Source organism: Bradyrhizobium sp. TM239, assembly GCF_036247985.1.
GTDB classification, from domain to species: Bacteria; Pseudomonadota; Alphaproteobacteria; order Rhizobiales; family Xanthobacteraceae; genus Bradyrhizobium; species Bradyrhizobium ottawaense.
This window is the reverse complement of sequence record NZ_BTIR01000003.1, coordinates 96,556-113,395: the sequence shown is the minus strand read 5'-3', so window position 1 is coordinate 113,395 and position 16,840 is coordinate 96,556. Positions and strand designations below refer to the sequence as shown.

The window sequence follows — 16,840 nt, the reverse complement described above, 5'->3', positions numbered from 1 at the left end:
GGTGCTGAACGGATGATGAGCGCGATCGTCCTTGCGCATCGCTGGCTCGGGATCGCGTTCTGCCTGCTGTTCGCGATGTGGTTCGCGACCGGCATCGTGATGCACTTCGTTCCGTTTCCGTCGCTGACAGAAGCGGAACGGTTTGCCGGCCTTGCGCCGCTGGACCCGACGGAGGCGCGGATCGCGGTTGCCGATGCCGTGGCCGCGAGCGGGATCGCGGATGCGACGCGCGTTCGGCTGATCCGGCGAAACGACGGGCTCGCCTACGTCATTGCGGGATCGACGCGCCTGCGCGCATTGCGCGCCTCCGACGGGAGCGACGCAGCGGTGACTTTACCCGACGTGGTGCTTGCCATCGCGCGGGATCATGCGCGTCACCGTGGGCTCGATGCCGCGCGCGCAGCGTTCCTCGCGAAGGCGGATTACGATCAGTGGACCGTGCCGAACGGCCTCGATCGTCATCGGCCCTTGTTTCGCGTTGCCCTCGGCGATGCTGCCGGGACGGAGATCTATGTGTCGTCGCGCACCGGCGAGGTCGTCCTGGATACGACGGGACGCGAGCGCAGCTGGAATCTCGTCGGCAGCGTGCTGCATTGGATCTATCCGACGGTCTTGAGACGCAATTGGGCGCTGTGGGATGGCGTCGTCTGGACGCTATCGTTGCTGGCCCTGATCGCAGCCGTGCTCGGTGCGGCGCTCGGGATCGTGCGGATCAGGATGAAGGGCTGCCGGCGCGCAACGCCTTATCGCGGGTGGCACGCGCTGCATCACATCCTCGGCCTTGCGACGATGGTGTTCGTGCTCACCTGGATCTTCAGCGGCTGGCTTTCGATGGATCATGGCCGGCTGTTTTCGCGCGGACAGCTGACGGGCTCCGAAGCCGACGCGGCGAATGCCGTGCCCGTCTGGGCGGCAGCATCATCGTTCGACCGGACGTCGCTGCCGTCATCGGCCCGGGAGGCCGAATGGTTCGCCTTCGCCGGCAAACTCTACCGTCGCGACCGGCTCGCGCTGGACTCGCAGGCGCTGGTCAGGCCAGACGATGCGTCAGATGCCGGACAACCCGGATTTCTGAGCGCGCGCGAGGTTGGAGGCTTGACGAGCCGCCTTGGCGCAGATTGCGGCGTGCCGTCCGTCCTTGCTGACGACGATGACTATCCCGCACATTCTGCGATCCCAGGTGCGCCGGTCTACCGGTCTTATTGCGGCGAGGTCTGGTTCGATATCGATGGCGCCGATGGCAATATGCTGCAAAGGCTGGATCCTTCGCGTCGTGCCTATCGCTGGGCGTATGGCGCGCTGCACACGCTGGATTTTCCGACCCTGCTCGCACATCCCCTTCTGCGCGAGGTTCTGATCATCGCGCTATGCGGGCTTGGGCTGGTGTTCTCCGTCACGGGAATCGTCATCGGCTGGCGGCGCCTGCTTCTGTCGCGTTGACCGCCCGGAATGCGCAAGTCAGCCCGCGGCCGGAATTGCTCGCAAGCCGGCGAACGGTGACAACGCCGCTCCACCGATGAGCGACATGAACTGGCGCCGTTTCATCCGATCTTGCCGCTCTCGTCCACGACAACCTGATTAACGCATGGCAAAATGCTGCCATCAGGAATTGTCGAGGACAATAGGCGTTTCGCCGGCCGATGCTGCCAGTGGCCCTCGAGGTCTGGCTCACGAAAATGACAGCGAGATCGCGCTGGTGAAGGCGCGTTTAGTGGCATACCATTTGCAAGCCAATGAGCTCTGGTTTCACCTGCTCTTGGCCAACGATGGCCGGCATCACGGCATTACTGGGAGGACTTCATGGATCGCAGGACCGTATTGAAGGGACTGGCGGGCGCGGGCGGTCTGGCATTGACGGGCCTGTCGGCCCCGGCCATCGCGCAAGGCGCATCAGCCCGCACCCTCCGCTTCGTGCCGCAGGCCAATCTTGCCAATTTCGATCCGATCTGGGGCACGCAATATGTGGTGCGCAATGCCGCGGCACTGGTCTGGGACACGCTTTACGGCATCGACGCGCAGCTTCAGCCGCAGCGCCAGATGGTCGAGTCCGAGGAGACCACCGATGACGGCAAGACCTGGACCTTCAAGCTGCGCCCAGGCCTCAAGTTCCATGACGGCGAGCCGGTGCTGGCCAAGGACGTCGTCGCGAGCCTGTCGCGCTGGGCTGCGCGCGATCCGATGGGCCTGATGATCATTGCGATCCAGCAGGAATTGACCGCCGTCGACGACCGCACCTTCAAATGGGTCCTGAAGCAGCCCTTCCCGAAAATGCTCTACGCACTGGCCAAGAACAACGCGCCGTGCTCCTTCATCATGCCGGAGCGTATCGCCAAGACCGATCCGTTCAAGCAGATCACCGAGTATGTCGGCTCGGGTCCGATGAAGTTCGCCAAGGGCGAATGGGTCCCCGGCGCCAAGGCCGTGTTCGAGAAATTCGCCGATTACGTCCCGCGGCAGGAGAAGGCCTCCTGGCTCGCTGGCGGCAAGCAGATCCTGGTCGATCGCGTGGAATGGATCGTGATGCCGGATCCGGCCACCGCGGCGGCGGCATTGCAGAACGGCGAAGTCGACTGGTGGGAGAACCCGATCGCCGATCTCGTGCCCGTGCTGAAGAAGAACAAGAACATCAGCGTCGATATCGGCGATCCCCTCGGCAATATCGGCTCGTTCCGCATGAACCATCTGTTCGCGCCTTTCAACGACGTGCGGGCGCGGCGCGCCGTGCTGATGGCGCTCAGCCAGGAAGATTATATGCGGGCGATCGTCGGCGACGACAACGCATTGTGGAAGGCGCTGCCCGGCTTCTTCACGCCGGATACGCCGCTCTACAGCGAGTTGGGCGGCGAGATCCTGAAGGGCAAGCGCGATTTCGACGCAGCCAAGAAGCTGCTGGCCGAAAGCGGCTATTCCGGCCAGCCGGTGACTTGTTTGGTGGCGCAGGATCAGCCGATCACGAAGGCGCAAGGCGACGTCACCGCGGATCTCTTGAAACGGCTCGGCATGAATGTCGACTTCATCGCCACCGATTGGGGCACGGTCGGCTCCCGCCGGGCGCAGAAGACGCCGCCCGGGCAGGGCGGCTGGAACATGTTCCACAGCTGGCACGCCGGCGCCGACTGTATCACGCCCGCCGCCTACACCGCCATCCGCGCCAACGGCGAGAAGGCCTGGTTCGGCTGGCCCAATAGCCCGAATACCGAGAAGGAGATCACGACCTGGTTCGACGCCAAGAATCTCGAGGAAGAGAAGGCGGCGATCGGGCGGGTCAACAAGGCCGCGCTCGAGGATGTCGTCTATGCGCCGACCGGCTTCTTCCTGACCTACACAGCCTGGCGCAAGAACGTCTCCGGTATCACCAAGGGGCCGCTGCCGTTCTTCTGGGGTGTGTCGAAATCCGCATGATCGTGCGCTGAGGCCAGATGCTCTCCTACATCCTCCGTCGCATCGTCGCGACCCTGCCGGTCATGGCAATCGTCGCGCTGTTCGTGTTCAGCCTGCTCTACATCGCGCCGGGTGATCCCGCCGTGGTGATCGCGGGGGATCAGGCGAGCCCGGAGGATGTGGAGCGCATCCGCCAGAGCCTCGGCCTCGACCGTCCCTTCCTGGTCCAGTTCGGAGGCTGGGTCTGGCGCATCCTGCACGGCGATCTCGGCACCTCGATCTTCACCAACCTGCCGGTCTCGGCGATGATCGGACAGCGCCTCGGACCGACGCTGTCGCTGATGATCGTCACGCTGCTGCTGACGATCGTGGTGGCGGTGCCGCTCGGCGTGGTGGCGGCCTGGAAGGCCGGCAGCCTGATCGACCGCGTCATCATGGGCTTTGCCGTGTTCGGCTTCTCGCTGCCCGTCTTCGTGGTCGGCTACATACTCGCCTACATCTTCGCGCTCGAGCTGGAATGGCTGCCGGTGCAGGGCTACACGCCGCTGGCCCAAGGCTTCTGGCCGTGGCTGGAGAACCTGATCCTGCCGGCGATCGCGCTCGGCTGCGTCTACATCGCCCTGGTCGCGCGCATCACCCGCGCCGCCATGCTGGAAGTGCTGCAGCAGGACTATATCCGCACCGCCAAGGCCAAGGGCCTCGGGCAGGGCGGCATCCTGTTCATTCACGCGCTGAAGAATGCGGCGGTGCCGATCGTGACCGTGATCGGGATCGGCATCGCGCTGCTGATCGGCGGCGCGGTGGTGACCGAAAGCGTGTTCGCGATCCCCGGCCTCGGCCGGCTCACGATCGATGCGATCCTGCGCCGCGATTATCCCGTCATCCAGGGCATCGTGCTGCTGTTCAGCTTCGTCTACGTCCTCGTCAACCTGATGATCGACGTCATTTATACGCTCGTTGACCCGAGGATCCGCTATTGACCGACACGACCGTCAATCCGCAGGCGCTCCCGGCCGGGCTCGTTCTTGCGCCACAACTGCCGGAAATCCTGCGGCCGGTCACGATCCGGCGCGGCTTCGTCGGGTTCTTGCGCGGCCATCCGACGGTCGCGATCGGTGGCGCGCTGCTGCTGACGCTCGTGCTTATCGCGGTCTTCGCGCCTTATCTCGGAACGGTCGATCCGACCGCGCTCGCCCCCGCCAAGCGTACCCGCGCGCCGTCGGCCGATTTCTGGTTCGGTACCGACGTGCTCGGCCGCGACATCTATTCACGCGTGCTGTTCGGTGCGCGGGTCTCGCTCACGGTCGGCCTGTCGGTCGCGATCTTCGCATCCGTGGCCGGCCTTGCCATCGGCATGGTCTCCGGCTTCATCCGCTGGGCCGACGGCATCCTGATGCGCTTCATGGACGGCTTGATGTCGATCCCGCCAATCCTGCTGGCGATCGCGCTGATGGCGCTGACGCGCGGCAGCGTCGGCAACGTCATCCTCGCCATCACGGTTGCCGAGATCCCGCGCGTTTCGCGCCTCGTGCGCAGCGTGGTGCTGTCGCTGCGCGAGCAGCCCTATGTGGATGCCGCGGTCGCCTGCGGCACGCGCACGCCGATGATCATCCTGCGCCACATCCTGCCCAATACGCTGGCGCCGATGCTGGTGCAGGCGACCTATATCTGCGCCAGCGCCATGATCACGGAGGCGATCCTGTCTTTCATCGGCGCGGGAACGCCGCCCACCATTCCGTCCTGGGGCAACATCATGGCCGAGGGCCGCGCGCTGTGGCAGGTCAAGCCCTACATCGTGTTCTTTCCGGCGGCCTTCCTCTCGGTCACCGTGCTCGCGGTGAATCTGCTCGGCGACGGCCTTCGCGATGCGCTCGATCCGCGCATGGCCAAGCGTCTTTAGATGTCTCGGGGCTGATCGCGATGGCATTGCTCGAAGTCGAGAACCTGCAGACCCACTTTCGTACCCCCAGCGGCATCAACCGCGCGGTGGACGGGGTCTCGTTCCATGTCAACGAGGGCGAGACGCTGGCCATTGTCGGCGAGTCCGGCTGCGGCAAGTCGGTGACCTCCATGTCCTTGATGCGGCTGATCCCGGAACCGCCGGGCAGGATCGCAGGCGCCATCCGCTTTGCGGGCAGGGACCTGCTGCAACTCTCCGATCGCGAGATGCGCGCGATCCGCGGCAACGACATCTCGATGATCTTTCAGGAACCGATGACCAGCCTCAATCCGGTCCTGACCGTCGGCCGGCAGATCCGCGAGACGCTGATGATCCACCAGGGCCTCGACAAGGCGGCGGCCGAGGCGCACGCGATCGAGATGCTGACACTGGTCGGCATCCCCGAGCCGAAACGCCGCGTGCGCGAATATCCGCATCAGCTCTCCGGCGGCATGCGCCAGCGCGTCATGATCGCGATTGCGCTGGCCTGCAATCCCAAGCTCCTCATTGCCGACGAGCCGACCACCGCGCTGGACGTGACGATCCAGGCGCAGATCCTGAAGCTGATGCTGGACCTCAAGCGCCGTGTCGGCGCCGCCATCATCCTGATCACCCACGATCTCGGCGTCGTCGCCGAGATCGCCGAACGCGTCATGGTGATGTATGCCGGCCGAAAGGTCGAGGAAGCGCCGGTCGCCGAACTGTTTCGCGCGCCGCGTCATCCCTATACGCAAGGCCTGTTAGGTGCGGTGCCCAGGCTTGGCTCGTCGCTCACGGGCACGGCGAGACGGCTTGCCGAAATTCCCGGGCAGGTGCCCGATCTCAGAAAGCCGATTACCGGCTGCGTCTTTGCCAGCCGCTGTGCGCTTGCGACCGATCTGTGCCGTCAATATGCACCGGGGCTCGAAGAGAAGGGCCCTCGTCACGTCGCCGCCTGCCACTACTCCGCCAAGGGAGCCGTCGCGGCATGAGTCCTCCGCTGCTCCAGGTCAACGACCTCAAGAAGCACTTTCCGGTCAAGAAGGGCCTTTTCCAGCGTAAGTCCGAATGGGTTTATGCGGTGGACGGCGTGTCCTTCGAGATCGCGCGCGGCGAGACGTTGTCGCTGGTCGGGGAATCCGGCTGCGGCAAGTCGACGGTCGGCCGCGCCATCTTGCGGCTGTTCGACATCACATCGGGTCAGGTCATCCTCGACGGTCAGCGGATCGATGACGCCCATCCGAGCACGATGCGCCAGATGCGCCGGCGCGTGCAGGTGGTGTTCCAGGATCCGTTCTCCAGCCTCAATCCGCGCATGCGCGTGCGTGACATCCTGGCCGAGCCGATCCGGAATTTCGGCCTCGCCAAATCCGCCGAAGATCTCGAGGTCCGCGTCACCTCCCTGATGGACACCGTGCGCCTGCCGCGCGAGGCGCTGAACCGCAGGCCGCACGAATTCTCCGGCGGCCAGCGCCAGCGCATCGGCATCGCCCGCGCGCTCGCGGCCGAGCCCGAGCTGATCGTGTGCGACGAGGCGGTCTCGGCGCTCGACGTCTCTGTCAAGGCGCAGATCGTCAATTTGCTGCAGGATCTCCAGAGCGAGTTCGGCCTCGCGCTGCTGTTCATCAGCCACGACCTCGCGATCGTCGAGCACATGACCCACCGCGTCGCGGTGATGTATCTCGGCAAGATCGTCGAGGTGGCCCCGCGCCGCGAGATATTTGCCGCGCCAAGACATCCCTACACCAGGGCGCTGCTGTCCGCGGTGCCGCTGCCTGAGCCCGGCGCCCAGCGCAATCCCATCATCCTCAAGGGCGACGTGCCGAGCCCGATCAATCCGCCGAAGGGGTGCCGCTTCCACACCCGCTGCCCGCTCGTGTTCGATCGCTGCCGGGTCGAAGAGCCGGTGCTGCGTGCGGCAGGGGCCGAGCAGTGGGTGGCCTGTCATCTCGAGGACGGGACGCCGGCGGCGGCGAGTAGCTGAAGGGCAGATTCGCGTCGGAAATTCGTCAGCAAAAACAACCCCATTCTACTGTGCATGGGGTTGTTTTCGCAATTTTGATGGGGGCGGCCTCAGCCCTGCCGGCGCAGGAAGCCCGTGATCGTGACCTTTTCCCAGATTCCGGCCGCGGCAAAAGGGTCGGCGCGATTGAAGGCTTCGACCTCGCCACGGCCGGGCGCCTCGATCAGGAACAGGCTGCCGATCATCGTTTGGCCGTCGTCGGAGACGAGTGGTCCCGACATCACGATCTTGACGCCGAAGCGCGAGGTGTCGCCGAGGAACGCCTTGTGGGCATCGTAATTGGCGAGCCGGGTCGGCAGCGCGCCGGCGCGGTCGACGGCGTGAATGGCGAACAGCATGATGGTCTCCGTTTCTTAACTCGGTTCTTGGGACGGCCGCCGCGACGGCCGTCCGGACTTGATGTGAAGAGTTGGTCTACTTCGCGCTGAGCTTGCCGGCCTCTTCGAAGGTCGGGCAGGTACGCTGCTCCAGCGGCACGTCGAACGGCCCAAAATTGTCCTTGGTGATGACGGTCGGCTTCAGCACGATCTCGGCGATGACCGGCTGGTTGCGCAGGGACCGGATCGCCATCATGGTGCCGAGGCAGCCTTGCGCGAATCCGTTGTAGTCGCCGCTCGCGAGCAGCTTGCCGGACTTGATCGCGTCGATCGCCTCCTTGGTGCCGTTGATGCCGATCACCTGGGCCTTGCGGTTGGCGCCGTCGAGCGCCTCGATCGCGCCGACCGCCATGGCATCGTTGGCGGCGAGCACGCCGTCGATCTGCGAATTCGACTGCATCAAATTTTCCATGACCTGGAGCGCCTGGAGCCGCTGATAGTTGCCGGGCTGCGACGCCAGCAGCTTTGCGCCGGGAGTCTCCTTGAGCGCGTCGTTGAAGCCGCGGACGCGGTCGACATTGGTCAGCGAACCCTTGACGCCCTCGATGATGACGATGTTGCCCTTGCCGCCCAGCGTCTTCAGCAGGAAGCGCGCGGTCTCCAGGCCAAGGCTGTAATCGTCGGCGCCGACGAAGGACAGGAACTTGCCGCCCGCGGAGCGGTCGGTGATGTTGACAACGGGGATCTTGGCTTCGTTGATCTTCTCGACACCAGGCACCATCGCCTTGTAGTCGACCGGCGTGAAGACGATCGCGCTCGGCTTCTTCACCACGACGTCCTCGATCTGGCTGAGCTGCTCGGGGATGGAGTCCGGTTTGGTCGGGATGTATTGCAGCGTCTTGGCGTTCAGCGTCTTCGCCATGTTGTCGGCGCCGACCCGCACCGTCTGGAAGAACGGGTTGGTCTGGTTCTTGGTGAAGACGGCGATGGTCTCGCCGTCGGCGCGCGCCTCGGTGGTGAACGCGGCCGCCATCAGCAGCGGCAGCGCCAGATAGCCCAGTGTCTGTCTCATATTGCCTCCATCCCTCGTTTTGCTTGTTGGAACTCAGAGCTCATTGCGCGCGGCGGCGGGTCTTCATATCGAGCCAGACCGCGAGAATGACGATGATGCCGGTGACGAGCGGCTGCCAGTTGGCGCTGACCGAGAGCAGGTTCATGCCGTTCAGCACCAGCGTCAGGATCAGCGCGCCAATGAAGGTGCCGAACACGGTGCCGACGCCGCCGAACAGCGAGGTGCCGCCGATCAGCACGGCCGCGATCGCGGGCAGCGTCAGGCTCTCGCCGATATCGGCCTCGGCCGAATTGAGCCGCGACAGGAAGATGATCGAGGCAAGTCCCGCCATGGTGCCTGACACCGCGTAGACCAGCAGCAGGCGGCGCGCGACCGGAATGCCTGATAGCCGCGCCGCAACCGGGTTGGCGCCGATCGCATAGATCTCCTGGCCCCAGATCGTGCGCTGCGCGAACAGCGTCCCGATGCCGAGGAACACCAGCAGCAGATAGACGGGGATGGGCAGGCCGAACAGATAGCCGCTGCCGATCTGGCGGAAGCCTGCCGGGAAGCCGTGCAGGGTCTCGCCCGCCATGTACCAATAGGTGAGCCCGTTGAGCACCCAGAGCATGCCATAGGTGGCGATGAAGGAGGGGATGCGCAGCGCGGTGACCATGATGCCGTTGAGCAGGCCAACGAGGCCGCCGCAGGCAAGCCCGGTGAGGATGCCGAGCGCCGGCGAGCCGGTCTTGTGGATCACGGTGCCGGCGATGCAGGCGGACAGCGCGACATTGGCGCCGACGGAGAGATCGAGGCCGGCCGTCAGCACCACCAGCGTCAGGCCGGAAGCGATGAAGAAGGTCAGGCTCGCCTGCCGGAGCACGTTGAGGATGTTGCCGAGACTCAGGAAGGAATCGCTGAGCACGGCGAGCACCGCGCAGATCAGGAGGGCCGCGAGCAGGCGATAGAACACCTGGATCGCATCCTGCGACAGGAAGGAGCGGGGCGGCATCATCGCCTCTTTGGTGATGTCGGTCATGCCCGGCTCCTGAGACCATCGAGGAACAGCGCGACGATGACGAGCACGCCAACGCTGGCAACCTGCACGGAGGACGGCAGCGAGATCAGGTTCAACCCGTTGCGCAGCACGCCGACCGAAAGCACCCCGAGCAGGGTGCCGAGCAGCCAGCCATTGCCGCGCTCGAACGAGGTGCCGCCGACGGCGACGGCGGCGATGGCATCGAATTCGAGACCAAGACCTGCGGTCGGGTGGCCCGAGTTCATCCGCGCAGTCATCAACAGGCCCGCGATGCCCGCCATGGCGCCGCCGATCGCGTAGACCGCGATCAGCAGCTTGTTCGGCGACAGCCCGGCATAGCGCAGCGCCTCTCGGTTGCCGCCGAGCGCGAAGATGTAGGTGCCGAAACGGGTGTGATAGAGCAGGCCGTGGAACGCCGCATAGGTCACCAGCGCCATCACGATCGGCACGGGCACGCCCAGCAGCGTCGCCGAATAGATGTCGCGCACGCTGTGGGGGATGCCGACCACGCTCTGGCCGTCGCTGACGATCAGCGACAGGCCCTGCGCCATGCCGAGCGTACCGAGCGTGGCGACGAAGGGCGGAATGCCCAGGATCGCCACCAGCCAGCCGTTGGCGACGCCGAATGCCGCGCCGACCAGCAGGCCGGCGCCTAAACCCAGCAACATCGACTTGGTCGCGAGCGACACGATCGCGACGCAGAGCGAGGTCAGCGTCAGCACCGCGCCCATCGACAGGTCCAGCCCCTCGGTCATGATGATCAGCGTCATCGGCAGCGCGAGCATGGTCAGGATGGTCGACTGCACCAGCACGTTGGAGAGGTTGGCGACCGACAGGAAGCCGGGCGCGATCGCGCTGAACAGCGTGATCAGGAGCACCAGCACGATGGCAACGCCGGGAATGCGTTGCAGCGGGTTGGGTTGAGAGACGACCGCGGCTTCACGCATGATGCATCCCCAGTCGCACGATGTTCTCCTCGGTCAGTTCGTTGCGGTTCAGATGGCCAGCGATGCGCCCCTCGCGCATCACATAGGCGCGGTCGCAGACATGGCAGATCTCGACCTGTTCGGACGAAATCATCAGCGCAGCCGCGCCTTCGGCGACGAGGCGGTCAATCAGCGCAAAGATCTCGGACTTGGCGCCGATGTCGATGCCCCGCGTCGGCTCGTCGAAGATGAAGAGCTTTGAGCCGGCCGCCAGCCATTTGCCGATCACGACCTTCTGCTGGTTGCCGCCCGAGAGCAGGCCGACGGTCTGACGCGCGCTCGGGGTTGCGATGCGCAGCTGCCGGATCAGGGCGTCGGAAGTGCGCTGCGCGCCGCGAGAATCGAAAAGGCCGCTCGGGAACAGCTTTCGTAGCGCCGACACCACGAGATTGTCGCTCACCGAGCGCAGCAGCGCGAGACCCTCGCTCTTGCGGCTCTCCGGGATCAGCGCGATGCCGCGGCGGGCGGCGAGATCGGGCTCGCCGGAGATGGCCTTGCCGTCGAAGATGATCTCGCCCGACGTCACGGGATCGGCGCCAAAGATGGCGCGCGCGACTTCGCTGCGGCCCGAGCCAACCAGGCCGCACAGGCCGACGATCTCGCCTCGGCGCACCTCGATGTTGATGTCGGAGATGCCGGTCGAGGCGGTCAGGCCCTTGACCTCGAGCAGCAGCTCGCCGGGCGTGTCGGCAAAGTTGCGCGGATAGGTCATGTCGACGTTGCGGCCGACCATCATGCGCACGAGCTGGTCTGGCGTGACGTCGGCCGGTTTGACGCCGTCGATGCGGCGGCCGTCGCGCAGCACGGTGATGCGGTCGCCGAGTGCGAACACCTCGGCCATGCGGTGCGAGATATAGACGATGGAGACGCCGTCGGCCTTCAGCCGCGCGATCAGCGCGAACAGCAGCTCCGTCTCGCGGTCGGACAGCGCCGCGGTCGGCTCGTCCATGACGAGGATGCGGGCGTTCTGGCTGATCGCCTTGGCGATCTCGACCATCTGCTGCTGTGCGACGCCGAGCTTGTCGACAGTGGTGGAGGGATCGATGTCGAAGCCGATCGTGTCGAGCACGCGCTTCGCATCGGCCAGGATCTTGCGACGGTCGATGGTGCCGGGGATGCGTCCCCCAGGCTCGCGGCCGAGGAAGATGTTCTGGGCAATGTCGAGATAGGGGACCAGCGAGAATTCCTGGAAGATCACGGCAATGCCGAGCTTCTGCGCATCCGCGGTCGAGGCGATCACGACCTTCTCGCCCATGTGGTAGAACTCGCCGGCATCGGCGCGGTAGGCGCCGCACAGCACCTTCATCAGGCTCGACTTGCCGGCGCCGTTCTCGCCCAGCAGCATGTGGACTTCGCCGGGGTAGACGGCAAAGGACACGTCATCCAGCGCCTTGACGCCGGGAAACTCCTTGCTGATGCCGCGCAGCTCCAGCAGTGGCGTGGGTGAGGTGACCTCGATCGGAATCGCGTCGCTCATACCTTGGCTCCGCTCGCAAAGATCTTGCCCGGATTCATCAGTCCATCAGGATCGAGCGCGGTCTTTATTGACCGCATCACATCCACGGCCTCGCCGAGCTCGTCGGTGAGATAGTCGATCTTGCCGAGCCCGATGCCGTGCTCGCCGGTACAGGTGCCGTCCATCGCGATGGCGCGGGCGACCATGCGGGCCTGCAACGCCTTGGCGCCTTCGGTCTCCTCGGGTTTTGCGGGATCGATCAGGATCAGCATGTGAAAGTTGCCGTCGCCGACATGGCCGACGATCGGTGCGGTAAAGCCATGCTCGTCCGCATCACGCCGCGTTGCGGTCAGGCATTCCGCCAGCCGCGAGATCGGCACGCAGACATCGGTGATCACGGCGCGCGCGCCGGGTCGCAGGCCGAGGCCGGCATAGAGCGTGTTGTCACGGGCGTGCCAGAGCCGGCTGCGGTCTTCCGCTGCTTTGGCCCAGGCAAAGCCGTGACCGCCATGGTCGGCGGCGATGGCCTGCGCGGCTTCGGCCTGCTCAGCGACGGAGGACTCTGAGCCGTGGAACTCGAAGAACAGGGTGGGGGCCTCGCGATAGCCGAGCTTTGCATAGGCGTTGATGCCCCGCATCATGACGTCGTCGAGCAACTCGATGCGCGCCACGGGGATTGCCGACTGGATCACGGAGATGGCGGTGTCGACGGCATCGTGCAGGGTGTCGAAGCTGCAAACCGCGGCCGAGATCGCCTGCGGCACGGGATGCACTTTCAGCGTGATCTCGGTGATGATTCCGAGCGTGCCCTCCGCGCCGACGAACATGCGCGTCAGGTCGTAGCCGGCTGCCGACTTGCGCGCGCGCGTCGCGGTTCGGATCACCCGGCCGTCGGCCAGCACCACCTCCAGCGCCATGACGTTGTCCTTCATGGTCCCATAGCGCACCGCCATGGTGCCGGAGGCCCTCGTCGATGTCATGCCGCCGATCGAGGCGTCGGCGCCGGGGTCGATCGGGAAGAACAGGCCGGTATTGCGCAGCTCTGCATTGAGCTGCTTGCGGGTGATGCCGGGCTGCACCACGACATCCATGTCGCTGTCGTGAACGGTGAGCACCTTGTTCATGCGCGCGAAGTCGAAACAGACGCCGCCCGCGACCGAGGCCGCATTGCCTTCGAGCGAGGTGCCGGCGCCGAACGGGACGATCGGCATGGCTGCGCTCGCGCACAGCTTGACGATCTCCGCGACCTCCCGCGTCGTCTCCGGGAAGACGACGATGTCGGGCGGCAGATTTCTGTAATGCGACTCGCTCTGCCCGTGCTGGTCGAGCACGCCGCGCGCAACGCTTGCGCGCGAGCCGATCATGCCCGTGAGGCGTTCGGCCAAGATGCTCGTGCTGGCCCGCGGTCCCATCCTTGCTCCCTGTCTGCCCCGATGACGGACTCTTGCCGGTCCGCTGCGTTGTGGTTCGGCTTAGGCGGCCTGCGCGCTGCCCGCAACCTGCTTCAGGCCGAAATCATAGTTGAGATGAAAATACTCGTCGTCCACCATGCGACCATCCGGCGCACGGCCGGGCGGGCAGCGCACAAATTCGCGGATAAGGCTGTCCTTGACGCCGAACACCACGTCGCTGTCGAGATACTGGTCGCCGGCGACGAACACGTGGGTCACCAGCTGCTCGAAGCCGGGCGCGGAGATCATGAAGTGCACATGCGCGGGGCGCCAAGGATGGCGTCCTTGAACCTCCAGCATGTCGCCGACCGGGCCGTCATGCGGGATCGGATACGCCGCGGGCTTGATCGACCAGAAATTGAAGCGGCCATTCTGATCGGTGTGGAAGCGCGCGCGCATCGCAAGGTCGCCGATCTTGTCGAGCTGCTGAACGTCGTAATAACCATCATCGTCGGAATGCCAGACGTCCACGACCGCGCCGGCAAGAGGTTTTCCGTCGACGGTCGACACCGAGCCGGTGACCAGCATCGGATCGCCCTCCATCGGACCGGAGATGTCAGCGCCGTTCTGTTTCTCGGGCGACGCCTGCACGAAGAACGGTCCCAGCACGGTGGTCTCGGTGGCGCCTTCCGGCACCGGATGGTTGATCGCATCGACCAGCATGGAGACGCCGAGCGTGTCGGACAGCAGGATGAACTCTTGTCGCTTGTCGTCGCACATATGGCCGGTGCGGGTCAGGAAATCGATGCCGAACTCCCATTCCTTCTGGGTCGGCCGGATCTCGCGGACGAAGGCATGAAGGTGGCGGACCAGCGCTTCGCTGACTTGCTTGATGCGCGGATCGCTTGCGTGCTTGATCCGCTCCAGCACCGCATCGGTGATCGTGTTCTCGTTGAAATTGCGCATATGTGCCTTCCGCCGATCAGAGTTTGGGTTCGCCGAGGCCGGACAGCCGTTCGAGATGCTTGACGGTCGCGATGAAGTCGGTGTCGCCGTCGCCTTGCGCGACCAGAGATCCATAGGTCTCGCGCACTTGCGCGGCGAGCTGAAGCGGTACGCCAACGGCGTGGCCCGCGCCGAGTATCAGGTCGAGATCCTTGGCCATCTGCTTGCAGGAGAAGGTGGACTCGAAATTGCGGTTGCGCAGCGGCGCGGTCTTATACTTCACCATCGGCGAGGCCACCGCGCTGTCGTCGAGCACCTTCAGGATGTCCTGCCAGGCAATGCCGCCCTTGCGCGCCAGCGCCAGGCTCTCCGCCATCATGGCCGCCGACACCGCGATCATCAGATTGACCGCGAGCTTTGCGTAGCGCGCTTCCTCTTGAGGTCCGAGATAGGTCTGGGCGCGGGTGAAGGCAGCGAACAGCGGCTTCGCGTTCTCGAAGGCCTCCTTCGGTCCCGAGACGAAGCAGGTCAGCGCCCCCGTGTGGACGATGCTGGCATTGCCGGAGACCGGCGAACGAAGATACGCAACACCCCGCGCCTGGGAGGCAGCTGCGACTTCTGTGGAAGCCTCAACGCTCACAGTGCTGGTCTCGATCAGGACAGCTCCGGGCGCCATCGCCGCGATGAGGCCAGTGGAGCCGAGCAGCGCACCGCGCAGGGCAGCGTCATCTGGCAAGGACGTGACGATGGCCGCCTTGCCGCTCACGGCCTCGGCGGGCGAGGCGGCGATCGAAATCGCTTGTGCGCGTGCCTCATTGAGCCGCGCCACGCTCTGGTCGAACGCGGTGACGGCGTATCCGGCCTTGGCGACGAGCACCGACATCGGCAAGCCCATCTTGCCGATCCCGATGAAAGCGACGTTTTTCGAGGTGTCTGTCATTGTTGTTGTTCGCAGGCCGCCTCAGGCGGCGCGTCCCTGTCGTTCGATGTCCTGCACCAGCCGCCGGCCGGATTGCGCCAGCAGCTCTTTCTTCGTGTCCAGCCCTTCGACCAGTAACCGGCCATTCCGCTTCTTCCAGGCGCCGCCGATCATGACCGCCTCGATGTTGGCGAGGCTCGTCTGCATCACCACGGTCGCAACGGGATCGTGCACCGGGACAAGATTGAGATCGGAGGCGTTGATGATGACGAGGTCGGCGAGCTTGCCCGGGGTCAGCGAGCCGATCTGGTGCTCCCGGCCGAGCATGCGGGCGCCTTCGGTCGTGATCCAGCGCAGCGCCTCGCGCACGGGGATCGTGGTCGTCGCCGGAATGGCGCCGTTCACTTGACGCGATTCCGCATTGTCGAGCGCCCGCTGCATCGAGAGCGCGACACGCGCCGCGGAGAAGAGATCGCCGGCCAACATGGATTCCAGATCGATCCCAATGGTAGGCCGAACACCACGCTTGAGCAGCCGCCCGGTGATCGGAAAACCGTGGCCCTGGATCATCTCGTTCTCGGGCGTCACGGAGAAGGACACACCGAGATCGACGAGACGATCGAGCAGATCATCGGGCAGGTCGTTGCCATGAACGATGTTGATGCCGGCGCCGACGAGGCCGGCCTCGATCAGCTTCTCCCAGCCACCGGGCGTCTTGGCCGGGCCGCCGCCCTGATGCATCGATGCGATCAGCTTCAGCTCCCGCGCCAGGCGGAAATCGTGCATGGCGACGTCGAGCGTCGAGTAATGCGGACCAAGGATCGCCAGGCCCAGCGTGACCAGGCCGTCGCGGTCGGCAAGGGGGCCCGCGAGCAGCCGCTCGACCTCGCGGCGCGGATGCGGCACTTCCGAGAAATGCGGCTCGCCCGGCTTCGGCTCCGGTTTTGGTGAGCCATGAAAGAAGGCGGCGCGGATGCCGCTCTCGATCAGGCCGCGCACCGCAGCGTCGGTATGATCAGGCGTCGGATTGTTGTGACACCAGTCGACCAGTGTGGTGGTGCCGCAATTGATCTGGTTCAGCGCGCCGACGAGGGTTGCGATGTGGATATCCTCGGGCCGGAACACGGTGGCGAGCCCGGCATGCATGCGGCGGAAATACTCCAGCAGCGTCCAGTTCGCGGCGAAGCCGCGCAAGCCCGTCTGCCAGGTGTGCATATGCGCATTGATCAGGCCGGGGATGACGATGCGTCCCGTTCCATCAATGATCTCTGCTTCGCCGCTTCCGAGGTCGATCGATGGACGCACGTCGGCGATCCGGCTGCCCTCGACCAGCACGTCGCAGGTCGCGAGATCGCCGATCGTGTCATCCATACTGATGACGGTCGCGGATCTGATCAGCGTGCGCCGCATCGCC

At 65.2% G+C, this 16,840-nt stretch carries 15 protein-coding genes; 6 read left to right on the top strand and 9 right to left on the bottom strand.

Annotated elements, in window-relative coordinates; all coding sequences use genetic code 11:
- The first annotated feature begins 12 nt into the window (after positions 1 to 12).
- The 6 genes from AABA84_RS06835 to AABA84_RS06810 all read left to right on the top strand — a co-directional run bounded on the left by AABA84_RS06835 (position 13) and on the right by AABA84_RS06810 (position 7,283).
- Entirely contained in the window at positions 13 to 1,440 is a 1,428-nt protein-coding gene (locus tag AABA84_RS06835) for a PepSY domain-containing protein (RefSeq protein WP_338311683.1), read from the top strand.
- A 360-nt stretch (positions 1,441 to 1,800) separates the two neighbouring features.
- Positions 1,801 to 3,402 carry an ABC transporter substrate-binding protein gene (locus AABA84_RS06830; protein WP_212248596.1) on the top strand — a complete coding sequence of 534 codons (1,602 nt, stop codon included), beginning with the start codon at positions 1,801 to 1,803 and terminating at the stop codon, positions 3,400 to 3,402.
- Between the two features lie 17 nt (positions 3,403 to 3,419).
- Positions 3,420 to 4,361: an ABC transporter permease gene (locus tag AABA84_RS06825; RefSeq protein ID WP_338311682.1), complete on the top strand. Its 942-nt coding sequence runs from the start codon at positions 3,420 to 3,422 to the stop codon at positions 4,359 to 4,361.
- The gene (locus AABA84_RS06820) at positions 4,358 to 5,281 is read left to right on the top strand and encodes an ABC transporter permease (protein WP_338311681.1); all 924 of its coding nucleotides are present in this window, start codon (positions 4,358 to 4,360) and stop codon (positions 5,279 to 5,281) included. The genes AABA84_RS06825 and AABA84_RS06820 overlap by 4 nt, the downstream gene beginning before the upstream one ends.
- Positions 5,282 to 5,301: 20 nt before the next feature.
- Positions 5,302 to 6,291 carry an ABC transporter ATP-binding protein gene (locus AABA84_RS06815; RefSeq protein ID WP_338311680.1) on the top strand — a complete coding sequence of 330 codons (990 nt, stop codon included), beginning with the start codon at positions 5,302 to 5,304 and terminating at the stop codon, positions 6,289 to 6,291.
- Positions 6,288 to 7,283: an ABC transporter ATP-binding protein gene (locus AABA84_RS06810; protein ID WP_212248600.1), complete on the top strand. Its 996-nt coding sequence runs from the start codon at positions 6,288 to 6,290 to the stop codon at positions 7,281 to 7,283. Before AABA84_RS06815 ends, AABA84_RS06810 begins: the two co-directional genes overlap by 4 nt.
- A gap of 89 nt (positions 7,284 to 7,372) precedes the next feature.
- On the opposite strand, the gene AABA84_RS06805 is transcribed toward AABA84_RS06810, so the two are convergent.
- From AABA84_RS06805 to AABA84_RS06765, 9 genes are all read right to left on the bottom strand, one after another.
- Positions 7,373 to 7,660, bottom strand: a complete 288-nt coding sequence (locus AABA84_RS06805) for a YciI family protein (RefSeq protein ID WP_338311679.1) — start codon at positions 7,658 to 7,660, stop codon at positions 7,373 to 7,375.
- Between the two features lie 76 nt (positions 7,661 to 7,736).
- Entirely contained in the window at positions 7,737 to 8,711 is a 975-nt protein-coding gene (locus AABA84_RS06800; protein ID WP_212248602.1) for a sugar ABC transporter substrate-binding protein, read from the bottom strand.
- Positions 8,712 to 8,751: 40 nt separating this feature from the next.
- Positions 8,752 to 9,729, bottom strand: coding sequence for an ABC transporter permease (locus AABA84_RS06795; RefSeq protein ID WP_212248603.1), 978 nt, complete (start codon positions 9,727 to 9,729; stop codon positions 8,752 to 8,754).
- On the bottom strand, positions 9,726 to 10,676 hold the full coding sequence (locus AABA84_RS06790; protein ID WP_338307439.1) for an ABC transporter permease: 951 nt from the start codon (positions 10,674 to 10,676) through the stop codon (positions 9,726 to 9,728). Before AABA84_RS06790 ends, AABA84_RS06795 begins: the two co-directional genes overlap by 4 nt.
- Positions 10,669 to 12,192: a sugar ABC transporter ATP-binding protein gene (locus tag AABA84_RS06785; protein WP_338311678.1), complete on the bottom strand. Its 1,524-nt coding sequence runs from the start codon at positions 12,190 to 12,192 to the stop codon at positions 10,669 to 10,671. The genes AABA84_RS06790 and AABA84_RS06785 overlap by 8 nt, the downstream gene beginning before the upstream one ends.
- A complete protein-coding gene (locus tag AABA84_RS06780) occupies positions 12,189 to 13,583 on the bottom strand; it encodes an FAD-linked oxidase C-terminal domain-containing protein (protein ID WP_338311677.1) in 1,395 nt (464 codons plus the stop codon). Before AABA84_RS06780 ends, AABA84_RS06785 begins: the two co-directional genes overlap by 4 nt.
- A gap of 60 nt (positions 13,584 to 13,643) precedes the next feature.
- On the bottom strand, positions 13,644 to 14,528 hold the full coding sequence (locus AABA84_RS06775; RefSeq protein ID WP_212248607.1) for an intradiol ring-cleavage dioxygenase: 885 nt from the start codon (positions 14,526 to 14,528) through the stop codon (positions 13,644 to 13,646).
- Between the two features lie 16 nt (positions 14,529 to 14,544).
- Complete coding sequence (locus AABA84_RS06770; protein ID WP_338311676.1) at positions 14,545 to 15,447, bottom strand: NAD(P)-dependent oxidoreductase; 903 nt, start codon at positions 15,445 to 15,447, stop codon at positions 14,545 to 14,547.
- A gap of 21 nt (positions 15,448 to 15,468) precedes the next feature.
- Positions 15,469 to 16,836, bottom strand: a complete 1,368-nt coding sequence (locus AABA84_RS06765) for an amidohydrolase family protein (RefSeq protein ID WP_338311675.1) — start codon at positions 16,834 to 16,836, stop codon at positions 15,469 to 15,471.
- Positions 16,837 to 16,840 lie beyond the last annotated feature (4 nt).

Excerpts from the sequence above, each read along its gene's own strand:
- AABA84_RS06830 (WP_212248596.1), top strand. The coding sequence starts at position 1,801 with ATGGATCGCAGGACCGTATTGAAGGGACTGGCGGGCGCGGGCGGTCTG.
- AABA84_RS06795 (WP_212248603.1), bottom strand. The coding sequence starts at position 9,729 with ATGACCGACATCACCAAAGAGGCGATGATGCCGCCCCGCTCCTTCCTG.
- AABA84_RS06775 (WP_212248607.1), bottom strand. The coding sequence starts at position 14,528 with ATGCGCAATTTCAACGAGAACACGATCACCGATGCGGTGCTGGAGCGG.
- AABA84_RS06765 (WP_338311675.1), bottom strand. The coding sequence starts at position 16,836 with ATGCGGCGCACGCTGATCAGATCCGCGACCGTCATCAGTATGGATGAC.
- AABA84_RS06805 (WP_338311679.1), bottom strand. The coding sequence starts at position 7,660 with ATGCTGTTCGCCATTCACGCCGTCGACCGCGCCGGCGCGCTGCCGACC.
- AABA84_RS06810 (WP_212248600.1), top strand. The coding sequence starts at position 6,288 with ATGAGTCCTCCGCTGCTCCAGGTCAACGACCTCAAGAAGCACTTTCCG.
- AABA84_RS06825 (WP_338311682.1), top strand. The coding sequence starts at position 3,420 with ATGCTCTCCTACATCCTCCGTCGCATCGTCGCGACCCTGCCGGTCATG.
- AABA84_RS06815 (WP_338311680.1), top strand. The coding sequence starts at position 5,302 with ATGGCATTGCTCGAAGTCGAGAACCTGCAGACCCACTTTCGTACCCCC.
- AABA84_RS06800 (WP_212248602.1), bottom strand. The coding sequence starts at position 8,711 with ATGAGACAGACACTGGGCTATCTGGCGCTGCCGCTGCTGATGGCGGCC.
- AABA84_RS06790 (WP_338307439.1), bottom strand. The coding sequence starts at position 10,676 with ATGCGTGAAGCCGCGGTCGTCTCTCAACCCAACCCGCTGCAACGCATT.
- AABA84_RS06835 (WP_338311683.1), top strand. The coding sequence starts at position 13 with ATGATGAGCGCGATCGTCCTTGCGCATCGCTGGCTCGGGATCGCGTTC.
- AABA84_RS06785 (WP_338311678.1), bottom strand. The coding sequence starts at position 12,192 with ATGAGCGACGCGATTCCGATCGAGGTCACCTCACCCACGCCACTGCTG.
- AABA84_RS06780 (WP_338311677.1), bottom strand. The coding sequence starts at position 13,583 with ATGGGACCGCGGGCCAGCACGAGCATCTTGGCCGAACGCCTCACGGGC.
- AABA84_RS06770 (WP_338311676.1), bottom strand. The coding sequence starts at position 15,447 with ATGACAGACACCTCGAAAAACGTCGCTTTCATCGGGATCGGCAAGATG.